The organism is Micromonospora sp. MP36 (assembly GCF_008119785.1).
GTDB lineage: Bacteria > Actinomycetota > Actinomycetes > Mycobacteriales > Micromonosporaceae > Micromonospora.
Window position 1 is genome coordinate 142,027 of the sequence record NZ_VSFA01000004.1, and the last position, 14,472, is coordinate 156,498.

Genomic DNA, 14,472 nt, shown 5'->3' on the forward strand with positions numbered 1-14,472 from the left:
TCAGCGGCGTCGGTTGCGCGATTCCAACGCCTCGTTGAGGCGGTGCAGCATCTCCGCGAGGGTGTCCCGGTCCTCGCCGGTCCAGCCGGCGAGGATGTCGCCGTAGAGCCGGGTGCGGGCCGCCCGGACGGCGGCCATCCGCTGCAGCCCGGCCTGGGTGGGGGAGATCATCGTGCCCCGCCCGTCGGCCGGGTCGGGCGTACGGACGATCAGGCCGTCGCGCTGCATGGCGGAGACCTGCCGGGTGACCGTGGAGCCGTCCAGGTTCAGCCGCGCGGCCAGCGCCGAGACGTTCTGCGGGCCGGCGCTGTCCAGGTGCCGCAGGATCACGTACGCCGCCCGGTCCAGCACCCGGTGCTCGGCGGTGCCGGTGGCCCGGCGGGTCGCCTCGCCCAGCCGCATCAGCAGCGCGATCTCGGTCTCGATCCGGCCGAGGGTGACCTCGTCCTGGGTCATTCCCGTGGTGTGGTCGTCCGTCATAGCTGTATGATACAACCAAATTACCTGTACGATACAGCTATCTGGGAGGCGGAGTGGATCGGCGATCCGAACCCAACCGCAGTGCCATCTACGCCACCACGCTGGTGGCCTTCCTCGCCATCGCCGGCATCGCCGTGGTGGACCCGATCCTGCCGGCCATCGGCGAGGCGATCGGCGTCACCGCCTGGCAGGTCGAGCTGCTGTTCACCGCGTACATCGCGGTGATGGCCGTCGGCATGATCCCGGCGACCCTGGCCAGCGGGAAGTTCGGTTTCAAGCCGGTGCTCATCACCGGCGTCTCCGTGGTCGGCCTGGCCGCGATCCTCGCGTCGTTCAGCAACGACATCGTGCAGCTCTCCGTGCTGCGCGGCGTCTGGGGGCTGGGCAACGCCATGTTCTTCGCCACCGCCATGGTGGTGCTGGTCAACCTGGCCAACGACCGGGAATGGGTGGTCGGCCTCTTCGAGACCGCACTCGGCCTCGGCTTCGCCGTCGGCCCGCTGCTCGGTGGCCTGCTCGGTGAGGTGAGCTGGCGACTGCCCTTCTTCGTCTGCGGCGTCTTCATGGTGCTCGCGCTGGCCGTGGCGTCGCGCAAGCTCCGCGAGCCGGCCCGCAAGCAGGCCCCGGTACGCGTCGGCGAGATCTTCTCGACCTACCGCAAGCCGGCGTTCGTCACCCTCTGCGTGGTCACCGCCGCGTACAACTTCGTCTTCTTCGTGGTGCTCGGCTACACGCCGCTCTTCCTGCACCTCGACGTCATCCCGCTGGGCCTGGCCTTCACCGGCTGGGGCCTCGGCCTGGCCGCCGGCATCCTGCTGATCGGCCACCGGCTGGCGCACCGGATCGGCGCGGTGCAGACCGTCGGCGTCGCCATCGCCGGCCTGCTGGTCTGCATGGTGCTCTTCGCCACCTCGTCAGGCACCACCGAGTCGCTGGTGATCCTGGTGCTGTCCGGCCTGTTCATGGGCCTGGCCAACGCCAACCTCACCGACCTGGCGCTCGGCCTCGGCTCCAGCGACCGGCGGGTCGCCACCGGCGCGTTCAACCTGGTCCGCTGGGGTGCCGCCGCGCCCGCCCCGATCATCTCCGGCAAGCTCGCCGAGCACGGGCTGGCCATGCCGTTCTGGGTCGGCTTCGGGGTGCTCGCCGTCGGCGTGCTGGTCTACCTCGCCTTCGCGCACGTGATGGCCGCCGGCTACGGCGAGCGCGTGCTCTGGTCCCGGTGGAACCGGGCCGCCCGCGGCGCCGAGCACGCGCCGGAAGAGCCGGTCGGCGAGGCGTACTGAGCCACTGTCCCTCCTGGTCGAACCGCCCCGGCGCAGCGTTGCGCCGGGGCGGTTCGGTGTCCGGGGTCAGCGCAGCGCGCGCCAGAGCAGATAGAGGCCGATCACCGTGCCGAACACCACGATGATGGCCTTCAGCACCACCGGCGGGAGGCGGCGGAGCAACCGGGCGCCCGCGTACCCGCCGACCAGCGTGGCCGGCGCGACCACCGCGACCGCCGCCCACTGGACCGGGCCGAAGAGCGCGAACACCACCAGCGTGGTCAGCCCCACCACGGCCGAGAGCAGGTTCTTGACGGCGCTGACCCGGGCCAGGGTGGTGTCCAGCACCAGGGCCAGGCAGGCCACCAGCATCACCCCGAGCGCCGCGCCGAAGTAGCCGCCGTACACCGAGCCGACGGCGACCATGGCCTGCACGGTGACGGTACGGCGGCGCGGGCTGAGGTCGGCCGGGTGGCCGACCAGCCGGCGGAGCGGGTCCTGAAAGGCCAGGACGGCGGTCGCGCCCAGCACCAGGAACGGCACCACCAGCTCGAACGCCCGCGCCGGGGTGGCCAGCAGCAGCAGGCAGCCGATCCCCGTGCCGACCACCGTGGTGGGCAGCAGGATCCACAGCTGCCGCCCGCGCGGCAGGTCCATCCGGCTGCCGGCGACGCTGGCCACGTACCCGGGAAAGACCGACACCGAGTTGGTGACGTTGGCGGGCACCGGCGGCAGGCCGGTCGCGATCAGGGCCGGGAAGGTGATCAGGGAGCCGCCTCCCGCCACCGCGTTCACCGTGCCCGCGGCGAGACCGGCGGCGAGCAGGAGCGCGGCGTCCGAGAGGTCCATGGTCACCAGAGGCTAGTACGACCCCTCGGGAACTCAACCTTTCGATACCCTCCCGCGTCGTTCCCTGCGAATGGGCCTGACGAAGGGAGCGAGCCGTGTGTGGTCACCACGGGGGGTCCAGCGGTGGATGACCCGGAGTTCCGCGAGTTCGTGGAGGTCCGCTACGCCGACCTGCTGCGCACCGCGTACCTGTTGACCGGCAGCCGCGACGCCGCCCAGGACCTGGTGCACGAGGCGCTGCTCAAGGTGATGCGGCACTGGCGACGGGTCGAGGAGCCGATGGCGTACGTGCGCCGGGCGATGGTGAACGAGCGGACCAGCCGCTGGCGCCGTCTCGGGCTGCGGGAGCTGCTCACCGCGACGGTGCCGGATCGGGCGGCCCCGGACAGCACCGACGGGCTGGCGATCCGGGACGAACTGCTCGCCGCATTGGACCGGCTGCCGGTCCGGATGCGCACCGTGCTGGTGCTGCGCTATTGGGAGGACCTGCCGGAGGCGGAGGTGGCGGCGGCCATGGGCTGCTCCGTCGGAACGGTGAAGAGCCAGGCGGCCCGCGGGCTGGCCCGGCTCCGGGAGGTGCTGGCCGCGCCGAGGCCGCGGGTGGCCGGCGGGTTGCTGGGGGAGCGGGCATGAGCGTGGACGAACTGCGGGCCGGGTTGGCGAAGATCGCCGAAGCCGTAGTGCCCGACCCCGATCCGTACGAGCGGCTGCTGCGGCACGCGCGGCGGCGCCGGCGGCGCCGGTTCGCCGGCTTCGCGGCGACGGTGGCTGCGGTCCTGGCGGCGGCGCTGGCGGGACCGGCGCTCAGCCCCGCGGGCCTGCACCACCGGGCCGACGACCTCCCACTCGGCCACGGCCACCGGATCGACTCGCCATGGAGCTGGCGTCTGATCAACTCGCCGACTCGGGGCAGCCTGGCCGGGGACGAGGCGTTCGTCGCCGAGGTCGCCCGGCTCTTCGACCACGGACGCGACGAGGTGCGGATGGCCGCGGACCTGCCGAAGGTGAAGGTGCTCTACGCCGACGAGTCCGCCGGGTTCCGGCAGGTGGTGCTGGCCTACCACTCGGCGACGGCGGCGGCGCTGGTGACCAGGGAGGGCCCGGCCGGGGCGTCACCGGCGCGGCTGCTGCGCGGCGACGGGCAGAGCAACGGGCGGGTCGAGCCGTTCAACCTCCTCACCGCCACCTCCGGGATGCCCGGCGCGCAGAAGCAGTGGCTGCTCGGCCTCGCCCCGGCCGGCTGTCGCATCTCCCTGGGCCGCGCCGCCTACGCCGGGCAGTCCGGCCTGCGGCGGCAGTGGCAGGCCCAGCCCACCGACGGCTATCTCCTGGTCGAGCAGGCCGCCAGCGACGGCTGGTGGCGAGTCGAGTGCGACGGACAGGTCCGGCAGGAGGGACCGATGTGGTTCGCCGAGACGGACCGCGCCGGCAACGCCGACGAGACGTATCCGGACGACGGCCGTTGGGCACCGACCGCCGAACCGCCCAACCCGACGGTCGCCCGGCAGGCTGGGCAGGTGTACCAAGCCCTCGCCCGCCAGGCCGGTTTGGTCGACGCGGCGCGGCCGGCGATCCGGTGGTCCGGCCGACTCGACGCGCAGGGCGGCGAGGCGGTGCTCCTCGCCACCCAGGACCGGGAAGGCCCCACTCTGCTCTTGACCGGAGACACCGGCGCCGGCCCGCTGCTGGCCCTCGCCACCGACCAGGACCCCGCCCCGACCGACCCCGCGCCAGCGCCTGCGGGCCCACTGCGGCCACCACTGGTCGCCACCGGTTACGGCCCGGCGGACGACCTGCTGGCGGTCCGGGTGCCGGTCCGCGACGGCGATCGGGCCGTGCTCGGCGGGCAGTTGCTCGTCGTGCCGTGCAAGGGCGTGACGCGGATCGAGGCGGTCGCCGACGGAGCGGTCCGGGCGAGCGCGCCGGTGGCCGGCGGCGCTGCCCTGCTCGCCCTGCCCGTCGGAAGCGTGGTCATGCTGCGCGGGCTCGATCGGAACGGTGCGGTGCGCTGCTACGGGCCGCTGCTCGAGCGCGCCTCCGGTGAGCGGGTCTTCAACGAGCCGCTCGTCTCGAACTGGTAGGGGCTGTCCGGAACGGTGGCGGTCGTGCAGGCGCACCGGGAGCACCGCAGACAGCTGTACGTACCTGCGCTCCTGCCTGGCGGGCGCTGCCGCCCACCGGCCTGCGCTGGGCGAGCACGTCGGTGCCCTTCCGGTGCTGGACGTCGTGGAGCTGCGCTGCTCCGGGGCTCTCGCCGTCGGGCGGCTAGTCAAGCAGGGCGTGGACTGGCGGCTGGCGCACGCCGTCGTGCTCGGGCGTCCCGATCCGGAATGGCCCCAGGGGCGCCCGGTGCTGACGGAGACGCCCAAGGCGTACGCCGGTCTGGGTGTGGTGACGATCGACGTGCGCTGACCGCCGACCGGGAAATGGCGGCGGCGCTGGCGTCGTTAGGATGATGGACGCGACGGACGAGTCGACCGGGCGGTCGCGTCGACGGGCTCACGGCCCGTTGCCGAGGAACGTCCGGACTCCACAGGGCAGGGTGGTTGCTAACGGCAACCCGGGGCGACCCGCGGGACAGTGCCACAGAAAACAGACCGCCGGCCCCGAAACGGGACGGTAAGGGTGAAACGGTGGGGTAAGAGCCCACCAGCATCCCGGGTGACCGGGATGGCTCGGTAAACCCCACCCGGAGCAAGGCCAAGAAAGGATCCTCGCCGCGAGGCGATGGTCCGCGCAGACGCTTGAGGGCTGCCCGCCCGATGTCTGCGGGTAGGCCGCTGGAGCCTGCCGGCGACGGTAGGCCGAGATGGATGGCCGCCGCCGACGCGCCTCCGGGCCGCGTCGGTCACAGAATCCGGCGTACAGGTCGACTCGTCCGTCGCCCACCAGGTCAGCCGCCCTACGTGGTGGCTGACCTGCTGGTTCCTCGGGTGCTACTGGTCCTCGTTGGTCGTCTTTGGTCGGCGCTTGCCGGCCCGGTCACTGCCCAGACGGCCCAGCGACGGCCGCGGAGCGGCATCGCCGACACGTCGCACGGTCACCCTGCTTCGAGGACCCCTCGTAACATGGGCGCGGTGCACGGGTTTGTGAAGCGCCGCGGCCTGCCAGAGCCAGGCTCGATTCCCGATGTCCTGGACATGTTCCGTGCCGAAGTGCGCTTCTATCGCGAGATCGCGCCTGTCGTGGGCGTCCGAGTGCCCAACTGCCTTCACTCCGAGATAACCCCGGAAGGCACGACGCTGGTCCTCGAAGACCTCTCCGCATGGCAACCGGGAGCCGACCCGATCGCACATGCCCACCTGTTGTCGCGCATGCATCAGCAATGGGCCGGGCAGGCTCCGCTGAAGTGGCCGTGGTTGCGCCCGGTAGGTGCAGCAGCTGACCTCGTCGGCGACCTGTTCGACCAGACGATGCCAATGCTGGCAGCACGCCCTGACCTACCTGCCAACCTACGAAGGCTTGCTGAGCGGCTTGTCGGGCAGGTGCCAAAGGCCGAGCAGGACATCGCCTCGGCAGGTCCGCTCACCCTCGTGCACGGCGATGCGTCCGCCCGCAACGTCCGCACCGGCCCGAACGGGGAACTGGCACTTCTCGACTGGGAAGACGTCTCGGCCGCCCCCGGCGTCGTCGACCTCGCCTGGCTCCTGCTGTCGTCCGTCGACCCATCCCAATGGCCGGCCGTGATCGCCGCCTACGGAGCTGCCGAACACCTGATGACGGTCTTACCCGCCGTGGTCGTACAAGGATTCCTCTGCTTCGCCGACGCGGCGGAAGGGTCGGGCGAGGCGCAAGCATGGGTCCGCCGGCTCAACGCGGCTGAGCACCGGCTGGGTACTTAGGCATAGCCGAACAGCTTTGACGCGCTCCGTTCTGCATGATCACCTATGGTCGCTGAGGCACGGAGGTGGGACATGCCGGTTGCGGAGCCACCATGTGGCGCGTGCTGCTACGCCTGCACCGACGGCAGGGCTGACTTGGCTGCCTGGTTGTCGTTGCCGGAGGTAATCGTCCGTGCGGTGTGGGGGGTAATGGCCAGCCCATCGGCGGAATGGTCGCCGTCTGCGAGCGTCCCTACCCGGCTGGCTATCGGCCTGGTCAAGGGGTATCGGCAGCACATCTCGTCGCGCACGGCGGCGCGGTGCAGGTTCGTGCCAACGTGCAGCGCGTTTGGGTTAGCGGCTATCGAGCAATACGGCGTCCTGCGAGGCTGCCGGATGATCCACCGCCGGCTGATCCGATGCCGGCCAATCGTCGCGTTTGGCACCCCCGACCCGGTGCCGCTGCCAGCCGGGCGTGCATGAAAACGCGGCTGGTCCGGCTTTGACGGCCAGGGCCTGGACGCGCTCCCGGCCGGTCGCGTACGGCAGCCCCTCCCGGCGGGTCTCCTCGACCATTTCCTCGTCGGCTCCGATAGGGGCGCCATAGGGACGATGCAGATTTCGGCCATTATGCCCGGAATTGGCCCTATGATGAGGTCTCTTCATGGAGGTGAAGGACCATGCCGACGTATATCGCGTTGCTGAACTGGACCGATCAGGGGATCCGAGGCTACAAGGACACCGCGAAGCGCGCCGAGGCCTTCGCCGCAGCAACCCAGAATCTCGGGGCGAATCTCCTGAACATTTACTGGACCGTCGGTCCGTACGACCTCGTGGCCGTGGTCGAGGCGCCCGACGACGAAACCGCCGGCGCGGCGCTCCTGCAGCTCGGCGGGGCGGGCAACGTCCGTACCACGACCCTGCGGGCCTTCGATCGTGAGGAGATGGATCGCATCATCGCCAAAGCCGCTGGCTAAGGCCTTCCACACACTGCCAGGATGGCGGCGCCCGGCGGCCCGACCCAGCCATCGCGTCCAGGGCGGAGCTGGCATAACGAGTCGCAGCCACGCGTCGTTGGGGCGATCGCGCGCCGACGATAGGTTGAGTGTCGGGTGCCTCACCTCGGCGGTTGCGTGGCCGCCTCACCGCTGTGCTCGCGCCACTGGCCGCCGTCGGCCTGGACGAGGCGCCGCTTGCGGAGGATGGGTCTCGGCCAGGGCGCGCGACGGGCGAAGGTTGCGGGGATACAACTACGATCCTGGGGTGGTTCGCGCGGAGAGCAGGGACGAGCAGCGGTTGCGCCGCATCGAGGCGGTGACCGATGCCACGCTCTCCCGCCTCGACGTCGCCGACCTCTTCGACGAACTCCTCGACCGGGTCCGCGACCTGCTGGAGGTCGACACGGCCGCCATCCTCCTGCTCGACCCACGCGCCCAGCAGTTGGTCGCCACCGCGGCCAAGGGGGTGGAGGAGGAGGTGCGGCAGGGTTTCCGGGTCTCGGTCGGCCGAGGCTTCGCCGGCCGGATCGCCCTCACCCGGCAACCGGTGGTCATCGAGCAGGTCACCCCGGACAAGGTGGTCAACCCGATCCTGCTGCGGACCGGTGTGCAGTCCCTGCTGGGCGTACCGATCATCGCGCGCGGTGACCTCGTCGGTGTCCTGCACGTCGGCACCCTCACGCCGCGCCGGTTCACCCCCGACGACGTCCGCCTGCTGGAACTCGTGGCTGACCGGGTCAGCCTGGCCAGCCGGGCCCGCGCGAGCACGCTGGACCAGGCCGCCGCGCTGGCGCTGCAACGCAGCCTGATCCCCACCGAACTGCCCGAGGTGCCCGGTATCGAGATGGCCGCCCGGTATGTGCCCGGTCACGCCTCCGGCGTCGGCGGTGACTGGTACGACGTCTTCACCCTCCCCTCCGGCTGGGTGGGTGTGGTCGTCGGTGACGTGTCGGGTCACGGGCTGCGGTCGGCCGTGGTGATGGGCCGGATCCGCAGCGCCCTGCGCGCGTACGCGCTGGTCTGCGACGATCCCGCCGAGGCGCTGACGCTGCTCGACCGGAAGGTGGTCCACTTCGAGGCCGGCAGCCTGACCACGGCGCTGTACGCGATGATCTCCCCCGACGGCGCCACCGTGCGCGTCGCCCTGGCCGGACACCCCCGCCCGGTGCTGGCCGTCCCGGGCCAGCCGAATGTCATGCTTTCCGCCCGGATCGATCCACCCCTCGGCACCGGCCCCCGGCAGCCCGAGCGGCACACCACCACGATCGACTTCCCGCCCGGCGCGGTCCTGGTGTCCTACACCGACGGGCTCGTCGAGCGTCGTGGCGAACTGCTCGACGTCGGCTTCGCCCGGCTGATGGCCGCTGTGCCGCTGGCCGCCGCCGAGACCGTGTGCGGCACCGTCATGGCGTTGCTCGACGCCGAGCACCCGGTCGACGACATCGCCCTGCTGGCCATCCGCCGGCTGCCCAGCTAGGACCCGGCGACCGTCCACTCGACACCGCGCGCCCGGTGGCACTCCACCCTATATAGAAATCCGATACAGTGCCGCCATGCGGATGACGATTCCGGTGGCGAAGGTGCTCTCGGCGCTCCTCGCCGACGCCGAGGCCCCCCGCTACGGGCTCGACCTGATGAAGCTCACCGGCCTGCCCAGCGGCACCCTCTACCCGGTTCTGCACCGACTCCAGGCGGCCGGTTGGCTCGCCGCCGACTGGGAGGAGGTCGATCCGGCCACCGCCGGTCGGCCCGCGCGCCGCTACTACCTGCTCACCGCCGAGGGGGTACACGCCGCCCGGCAGGCGCTGGCCGAGCTGCGGGCCCTCGCCCCCGACGGCGGGACGTCCTGGGGCGGCGCCGAGCCGACCGGGGTCCCCGCGTGGTGACCCGGCGGCTGGCCGGATTCCTGTTGCGGTCGGCGGTGCGCCGCTGGCCGGCGGAGCTGCACGACGAGCTGTCCCGGGAGTGGCAGGCCGAGCTGCACGTGCTGGCCGAGCGCGGCCAGCGGTGGCGGATGCTGCGCTTCGCCGCCAGCCTGGCCGTCAGCCGCGCCAGCGAGCCGGTCGTCGACCGGCCCCGGTTCGACGCCCGGGCCCGCCGGACGGCCGCCACCCTGCTGTTGGCCCCGCCGGCCTGCCTGGTCATCATTCTGGCCTCAGGCCTGCTGATGAACATCGCGGTCAACCAGGCGTTTGCCCCGGCGCAGTGGCTGATCGACGCCCAGCCGTCGATCCTGGCCGTCCTCACGGCCGGCCTCGCGATACTGCTGGCCCGGCTCGCCTACGCCAGTGCCGTCCGCGGCGCCCGCACCGGCCCGGTCCGTACCGCGCTCGGCATTGTGCTGCCCGTTGGCCTGACTGCCGTCGGTGCGGAGTACGCCTTGAACAGCAGCACCGACGACCTGATCCGCGTCGCGCCGGCCCTGCTGGTGTGGCTCCCCGGCCTCACCCTGGTGCTCCACCTCGTGGGGATGCTCGCCGGCCGGGGCCGCACCCGGGCCGCCTGGTGGACCGGCGTGCTGTGCGCGCTCGTCCTCGCCGACCTTGCGGTGGCGCTCATGGTGATCAACCAGATCCCCGGCGGTCCGGAGACCATCGTTGACGGGGTGGCGCAGGCCGACACCGTCGACCGGATCTCGGCGCCACTGTGGCTCTTCACCAGCTTGACCGACTCGTCGTTTGGGCTACCCAGACCGACCCCGTCGGAGATCTTCCTGATCAGCGACCTGGTAGAGCTGCAACCCTTCTTCTACCTGGCCTGCACCCCGTACGCGCTGGCGTACGTCATCGGCGCGGCGCGGCCGGCGGACCCGGTGGCCGCGCCGTCGCCGGTGTCGTCGCGCGCCTGAGCGCACCCGGCCTCCTCCGCTGCGCGGCGGCCGGCCCGGGCCGGTGCACCACAGCGGGCGAGCCCGGCCGGACTCATGCGGACCAGCTGATGATCCGGCCCACCCGCTCGTAGTGGCGGGCCAGTTCGGCGTCGAGGCGTGCGATCCGGTCGTCGTCGAGCCGTACCGCCGGGTCCTGCCAGGGCCGGGCGGACAGCATCCGGTGGCGTAGGCCGGTCGGCGGGTGCGACGAGAAAAGCGACGTCTCCTCGCGGACGGAGAGCTGGCGCGCCAGCGGCAGCCGGTCGGCGGCGGCGTCCAGCGACCGGGCCACCCCCGCCCGCCACGTCGCCGGACCGTGTCCGCCCCGGGCGCCCTGGCGGACCGACAGCGTGACCGAGTCCAGGCTGAGCAGGACATCGAGGGCCCGGGTCGCCCCGGCCGTGCCGGCCGCCCGGGCGGACATCTCGTCGGCCAGGTACTCCGCCCGCTGGCTGTCCCGCAACGCCGTCACCATGAGCAGCAGGTGACCGGCGAAGAGCAGCCGGGACAACACCCAGGACAGCATCCGACCCAGCGCCTCACCGATCATCTCCAGCAGCCCGCCGGCACGGGTGCCGGGCGTGGGGCGGAACAGGTCGGCGGCGTTGCCCAGCATGGTCAGCGCCGGTTGGGTGACCAGCAACCGGCGGACGTCACCGTTGACGAAGTGGCCCAGCTCGTGGCCGAGCAGCGCGACCCGCTCCTGGCCGCCCAGCGCGCCCCACAGCGGCAGCCCGAGGGCCAGCACCCGACGCCGACGCAGCCCCACCGAGGTCGCGTACGCGTTGCGGCTGCCGTCCACCCCGATGACGTGCGGCGCCGGCGCGCCGATCGCCGTCGCCACCTCCTCGACCAGCGCGTGCAGTTCCGGTGCCTGCTCCCGGGAGAGCACCTCCAGGCCCGGGTCCAGCCGGCCGAACCGGGGCCGCAGCGCCACCGCCAGGCCGATGAGCGCCAGCCCGAACACGACGGCGAAGTTCGGAAACGGGTACGCGAACAGCAGCCAGCCGCCGATGACCGCGAGCGCCAGCACGCCGGCGGTCAGCAGCAGCGACGCCACGGCGGTGACCAGTCCGGCCGGCCCGAGGCCGGCCGACTCCAGCGGGCGGTCGAGCAGCGCCGCGTACTGCTGCCGGGTCAGCCGGGTGGCGAGCCGGTGGGTGCGCCGGTCGACCCAGGCCCAGCCGAACTCCGGCGCCTGGCGGGTGCGGTCGTAGCCGTCGAGGTTCCACTCGCACCTGGTGCACCACGGCATCGCGGCGTGGATCGACACCGTCGCCGCCCCGCACTCCGGGCAGGTCCCCGTACCGGCCTTCGTGATGATCACGAGCGCCGATCCTGCCGGGAACCGGACGCCGGTGGCACCGGCCGTTCAGCGGAATCGTTGCCGGCTTCGCCCGTTTCGCCCCGAGCTGGACCGGCAGGTCTACTGTGGAGAACATCAGGACTATTTGCGGCGTTCCGGTGGCGGCCGGACGCTTCGCGGTGCACAGTGATCGCATGAGCGACAACGGAAGTGGCGGGCACTACTACTGGTGCACGCGACACCACCGGGTCGAGACCGATGCCGACGTGTGCCCCGCGAAGCACGTTCTCGGACCGTACGCCTCAGCCGCCGACGCGGAGAACGCCCTGCAGACGGTGCGGGAGCGGAACGAAGCGTGGGACGCCGAGGACGCCCGTTGGGCCGGGGAGGACAGGTAGACGGCGCGGGATGGCCCGCGTCGAGGTGATCCGTGCTCCGCGAGGGCGAGAGCACGTCCCCAAGGAGGGAACCGAGATGGCCGAAGCACAGCAGGCCACCACCCGCCCGGCCGCCAGACGTACGACCGCGAAGAAGACCACCGCAGCCAGGCGGACCGTGGGCGCGGCCACGGCCAGGACGGCGACGGTCACCAAGGCGTCCGCCAACGCCTCGGGTGCGGGTGCCGGCCGGGTCCCGGCGAAGAAGGCAGTCGCGAAGAAGGCGGCCGCCCGAAAGGCAGTGTCGGCGGCGCGGAAGGCGCCCGCGAAGAAGGCGCCGGCCACGAAGACCACCGCCAAGAAGGCGCCCGCGAAGAAGGCCGCCGTCAAGAAGGTCACCGCGGCGGCCAAGAAGGCGCCCGCGAAGAAGGTCACTGCGGCGGCGAAGAAGGCCCCCGCGAAGAGGGCCCCCGCGAAGAAGGTCACCGCGGCGAAGAAGGCCCCCGCCAGGAAGGCCCCCGCCAAGAAGGTCACCGCGGCGAAGAAGGCTCCCGCGAAGAAGGCCGCCGCCAAGAAGGTCACCGCGGCGAAGAAGGCTCCCGCTAGGAAAGCGCCTGCGAAGAAGGCACCCGCGCGGAAGGCGGCGGCGAAGAAGACCGCCGCCGCGAAGGCCGCTCCGACCCGCCCGACCGGGGGCGCCCGTAAGGCAGCGGCGAAGAAGGCGCCGGCCAGGAAGGCGACCGGCAGCTCCTCGGCGGCCACCGCGCGCAGGGCGGCGGCGAGGAAGACAACCTCCGCGGCGTCGTCGGTGGGCCCGATCGAGGCCAGGACGAGTACCTCGACCGCCACCCACAAACGACTCACCGCCGCGCGGAAACCCGCGGGCACGAGGGTCGCCGCCGGCCGTTCGACGATCAGACCGGCCAGCACCCGCAGGGCAGCCGGCTGACGGTCGGGGCCGCCGCTGACCGGCGCCACGCTGGAGCCGCCGGCCGGTGGGCGGATCGGCCGCCGCGCTGTCAGGATTGACCGCGTGGTGATCCGACGCGTACTCGCGCCCCGCATCAACTTCGGCGCGCTGCGCCGTGAGCTGGGACTGCCCGAGGGTTTCCCGGCCGCGGCGCAGCGCGAGGCCGACGAGGCGGCCGCCGCGCCGCTGCCGGCCGTCGCCGACCGGACCGACGTCCCGTTCGTCACGGTCGACCCGGCGACCTCGCGCGACCTCGACCAGGCGATGCACCTCGCCCGCCGTCCCGGTGGCGGTTTCCGGGTCCGCTACGCCATCGCCGACGTCGCCACCCACGTACGCCCCGGCGGCGCGCTGGAGGCGGAGACCTGGCGCCGCGGGCAGACCGTCTACCTGCCCGACGGCAACGTGCCGCTGCACCCGCACACGCTCAGCGAGGGGGCGGCCAGCCTGCTGCCCGACGCCGACCGGGCAGCGGTGCTCTGGACCATCGACCTCGACGCCGACGGCGGCACGGTCGGCGTGGTGGTGGAACGCGCCCGGGTCCGCAGCCGGGCCAAGCTCGACTACGTCGGCGTGCAGCTCGCCGCCGACGCCGGTCGGTTGCCCGAGCCGATCGCCCTGCTGCCCGAGCTCGGCGCCCTGCTCACCGCCCGCGGGCTGCGCCGGGGCGCGGTCAACCTGCCCCTGCCCGAGCAGGACGTCGAGCCGGACGGCGACGGCTGGCGGCTGGTGCTGCGCGGGCCCGGCCCGATGGAGGACCACAACGCGCAGATCTCCCTGCTCACCGGGATGGCGGCCGCCGACATCATGCTCGCCGGCCGGATCGGGCTGCTGCGGACGATGCCCGCGCCGAAGCCGGACGCGGTCGACCGGCTGCGGCTGGCCGCCGGGCCGTTGGGCGTCTCCTGGCCGGCCGGGATGTCGGTGGGTGAGGTGCTCGCCGGGCTGGACTCCTCCCAGCCCCGGTCGGCCGCCTTCATCGACCAGGCGGCCGAGCTGATGCGCGGGGCCGCGTACACCGCCTTCGACGGGGAGCTGCCCGAGCAGCCGGCGCACGGCGGGGTGGCCGCCGCGTACGCCCACGTCACGGCGCCGCTGCGCCGGCTCGCCGACCGGTACGCGACCGAGGTCTGCCTGGCCCTGCACGAGGGCCGGGAGGTGCCCGACTGGGCCCGCGCCGCGCTGCCGAAGCTGCCCGAGGTGATGGCGGCCACCGACCGCACCGCGTCGGCGGCCACCCGGGGCGCGGTGGAACTGGCCGAGGCGGTGCTGCTGGAGCACCGGGTGGGGGAGACCTTCGAAGCGGCGGTGCTGGACGTGGACGAGCCCCGGGCGGCCACCGAGCTGCCCCGGCAGGCCGGGAACGGGACCACTCGGCCGGGTCGCCCGCCCGGCGGCATGGTGGCCCTGGACGAGCCGCCGGTGCGCGCCCGCTGCGTCGGCGAGTTGCCGCTCGGCGAGCGCGTCCCGGTCCGCCTGGTCACCGCCGACCCCACCCACCGCAAGGTCCTCTTCGAACGCGCCTGACCGCCGCGGG

The 14,472-nt window shown here is 72.8% G+C and carries 15 protein-coding genes and 1 other RNA gene; 12 read left to right on the forward strand and 4 right to left on the reverse strand.

Going from position 1 to position 14,472, the window contains the following annotated elements:
- Positions 1-480: a MarR family winged helix-turn-helix transcriptional regulator gene (locus tag FXF52_RS07100; RefSeq protein ID WP_187413362.1), complete on the reverse strand. Its 480-nt coding sequence runs from the start codon at positions 478-480 to the stop codon at positions 1-3.
- A gap of 53 nt (positions 481-533) precedes the next feature.
- Here FXF52_RS07100 and FXF52_RS07105 point away from each other — a divergent pair, with 53 nt between their 5' ends.
- The gene (locus tag FXF52_RS07105) at positions 534-1,766 is read left to right on the forward strand and encodes an MFS transporter (RefSeq protein ID WP_148794625.1); all 1,233 of its coding nucleotides are present in this window, start codon (positions 534-536) and stop codon (positions 1,764-1,766) included.
- 66 nt (positions 1,767-1,832) lie between these two features.
- Here the strand turns inward: FXF52_RS07105 and FXF52_RS07110 are convergent, their stop codons facing one another.
- Complete coding sequence (locus FXF52_RS07110) at positions 1,833-2,594, reverse strand: sulfite exporter TauE/SafE family protein (protein ID WP_148794627.1); 762 nt, start codon at positions 2,592-2,594, stop codon at positions 1,833-1,835.
- A gap of 123 nt (positions 2,595-2,717) precedes the next feature.
- Here FXF52_RS07110 and FXF52_RS07115 point away from each other — a divergent pair, with 123 nt between their 5' ends.
- From FXF52_RS07115 to FXF52_RS07160, 10 genes are all read left to right on the forward strand, one after another.
- Positions 2,718-3,227, forward strand: a complete 510-nt coding sequence (locus FXF52_RS07115; protein WP_148794629.1) for a SigE family RNA polymerase sigma factor — start codon at positions 2,718-2,720, stop codon at positions 3,225-3,227.
- A complete protein-coding gene (locus FXF52_RS07120; protein ID WP_148794631.1) occupies positions 3,224-4,675 on the forward strand; it encodes a hypothetical protein in 1,452 nt (483 codons plus the stop codon). The genes FXF52_RS07115 and FXF52_RS07120 overlap by 4 nt, the downstream gene beginning before the upstream one ends.
- Before the next feature lie 133 nt (positions 4,676-4,808).
- Positions 4,809-5,006 carry a hypothetical protein gene (locus tag FXF52_RS07125; protein WP_148794633.1) on the forward strand — a complete coding sequence of 66 codons (198 nt, stop codon included), beginning with the start codon at positions 4,809-4,811 and terminating at the stop codon, positions 5,004-5,006.
- Between the two features lie 57 nt (positions 5,007-5,063).
- Positions 5,064-5,475: RNase P RNA component class A (gene rnpB, locus FXF52_RS07130), an RNA gene on the forward strand.
- Positions 5,476-5,662: 187 nt separating this feature from the next.
- The gene (locus FXF52_RS07135) at positions 5,663-6,436 is read left to right on the forward strand and encodes a phosphotransferase family protein (protein WP_148794635.1); all 774 of its coding nucleotides are present in this window, start codon (positions 5,663-5,665) and stop codon (positions 6,434-6,436) included.
- Between the two features lie 189 nt (positions 6,437-6,625).
- Positions 6,626-6,898 (forward strand): membrane protein insertion efficiency factor YidD, encoded by a 273-nt coding sequence (gene yidD, locus FXF52_RS07140; protein ID WP_148794811.1) that lies wholly within the window; start codon positions 6,626-6,628, stop codon positions 6,896-6,898.
- A 197-nt stretch (positions 6,899-7,095) separates the two neighbouring features.
- Positions 7,096-7,392, forward strand: coding sequence for a GYD domain-containing protein (locus tag FXF52_RS07145; RefSeq protein WP_148794637.1), 297 nt, complete (start codon positions 7,096-7,098; stop codon positions 7,390-7,392).
- Positions 7,393-7,678: 286 nt separating this feature from the next.
- Positions 7,679-8,890 carry a PP2C family protein-serine/threonine phosphatase gene (locus FXF52_RS07150; protein WP_148794639.1) on the forward strand — a complete coding sequence of 404 codons (1,212 nt, stop codon included), beginning with the start codon at positions 7,679-7,681 and terminating at the stop codon, positions 8,888-8,890.
- Positions 8,891-8,966: 76 nt separating this feature from the next.
- Positions 8,967-9,299 carry a PadR family transcriptional regulator gene (locus tag FXF52_RS07155; protein ID WP_148794641.1) on the forward strand — a complete coding sequence of 111 codons (333 nt, stop codon included), beginning with the start codon at positions 8,967-8,969 and terminating at the stop codon, positions 9,297-9,299.
- The gene (locus tag FXF52_RS07160; RefSeq protein ID WP_255471781.1) at positions 9,293-10,261 is read left to right on the forward strand and encodes a hypothetical protein; all 969 of its coding nucleotides are present in this window, start codon (positions 9,293-9,295) and stop codon (positions 10,259-10,261) included. The genes FXF52_RS07155 and FXF52_RS07160 overlap by 7 nt, the downstream gene beginning before the upstream one ends.
- Positions 10,262-10,334: 73 nt before the next feature.
- Here the strand turns inward: FXF52_RS07160 and FXF52_RS07165 are convergent, their stop codons facing one another.
- Together FXF52_RS07165 and FXF52_RS41525 are read right to left on the reverse strand one after the other, a co-directional pair.
- Positions 10,335-11,609 (reverse strand): M48 family metalloprotease, encoded by a 1,275-nt coding sequence (locus FXF52_RS07165; RefSeq protein ID WP_255471782.1) that lies wholly within the window; start codon positions 11,607-11,609, stop codon positions 10,335-10,337.
- 281 nt (positions 11,610-11,890) lie between these two features.
- Positions 11,891-12,943, reverse strand: a complete 1,053-nt coding sequence (locus tag FXF52_RS41525; RefSeq protein WP_187413363.1) for a hypothetical protein — start codon at positions 12,941-12,943, stop codon at positions 11,891-11,893.
- Positions 12,944-12,998: 55 nt separating this feature from the next.
- Here FXF52_RS41525 and FXF52_RS07180 point away from each other — a divergent pair, with 55 nt between their 5' ends.
- Complete coding sequence (locus FXF52_RS07180) at positions 12,999-14,462, forward strand: RNB domain-containing ribonuclease (protein ID WP_148794646.1); 1,464 nt, start codon at positions 12,999-13,001, stop codon at positions 14,460-14,462.
- The last annotated feature ends 10 nt before the right edge of the window (positions 14,463-14,472 follow it).

Bases quoted from the DNA above. Each gene is read 5' to 3' on its own strand.
- FXF52_RS07135 (WP_148794635.1), top strand. From the start codon at position 5,663: ATGGGCGCGGTGCACGGGTTTGTGAAGCGCCGCGGCCTGCCAGAGCCA.
- yidD (WP_148794811.1), top strand. From the start codon at position 6,626: ATGGCCAGCCCATCGGCGGAATGGTCGCCGTCTGCGAGCGTCCCTACC.
- FXF52_RS07110 (WP_148794627.1), bottom strand. From the start codon at position 2,594: ATGGACCTCTCGGACGCCGCGCTCCTGCTCGCCGCCGGTCTCGCCGCG.
- FXF52_RS07145 (WP_148794637.1), top strand. From the start codon at position 7,096: ATGCCGACGTATATCGCGTTGCTGAACTGGACCGATCAGGGGATCCGA.
- FXF52_RS07155 (WP_148794641.1), top strand. From the start codon at position 8,967: ATGCGGATGACGATTCCGGTGGCGAAGGTGCTCTCGGCGCTCCTCGCC.
- FXF52_RS07120 (WP_148794631.1), top strand. From the start codon at position 3,224: ATGAGCGTGGACGAACTGCGGGCCGGGTTGGCGAAGATCGCCGAAGCC.
- FXF52_RS07100 (WP_187413362.1), bottom strand. From the start codon at position 480: ATGACGGACGACCACACCACGGGAATGACCCAGGACGAGGTCACCCTC.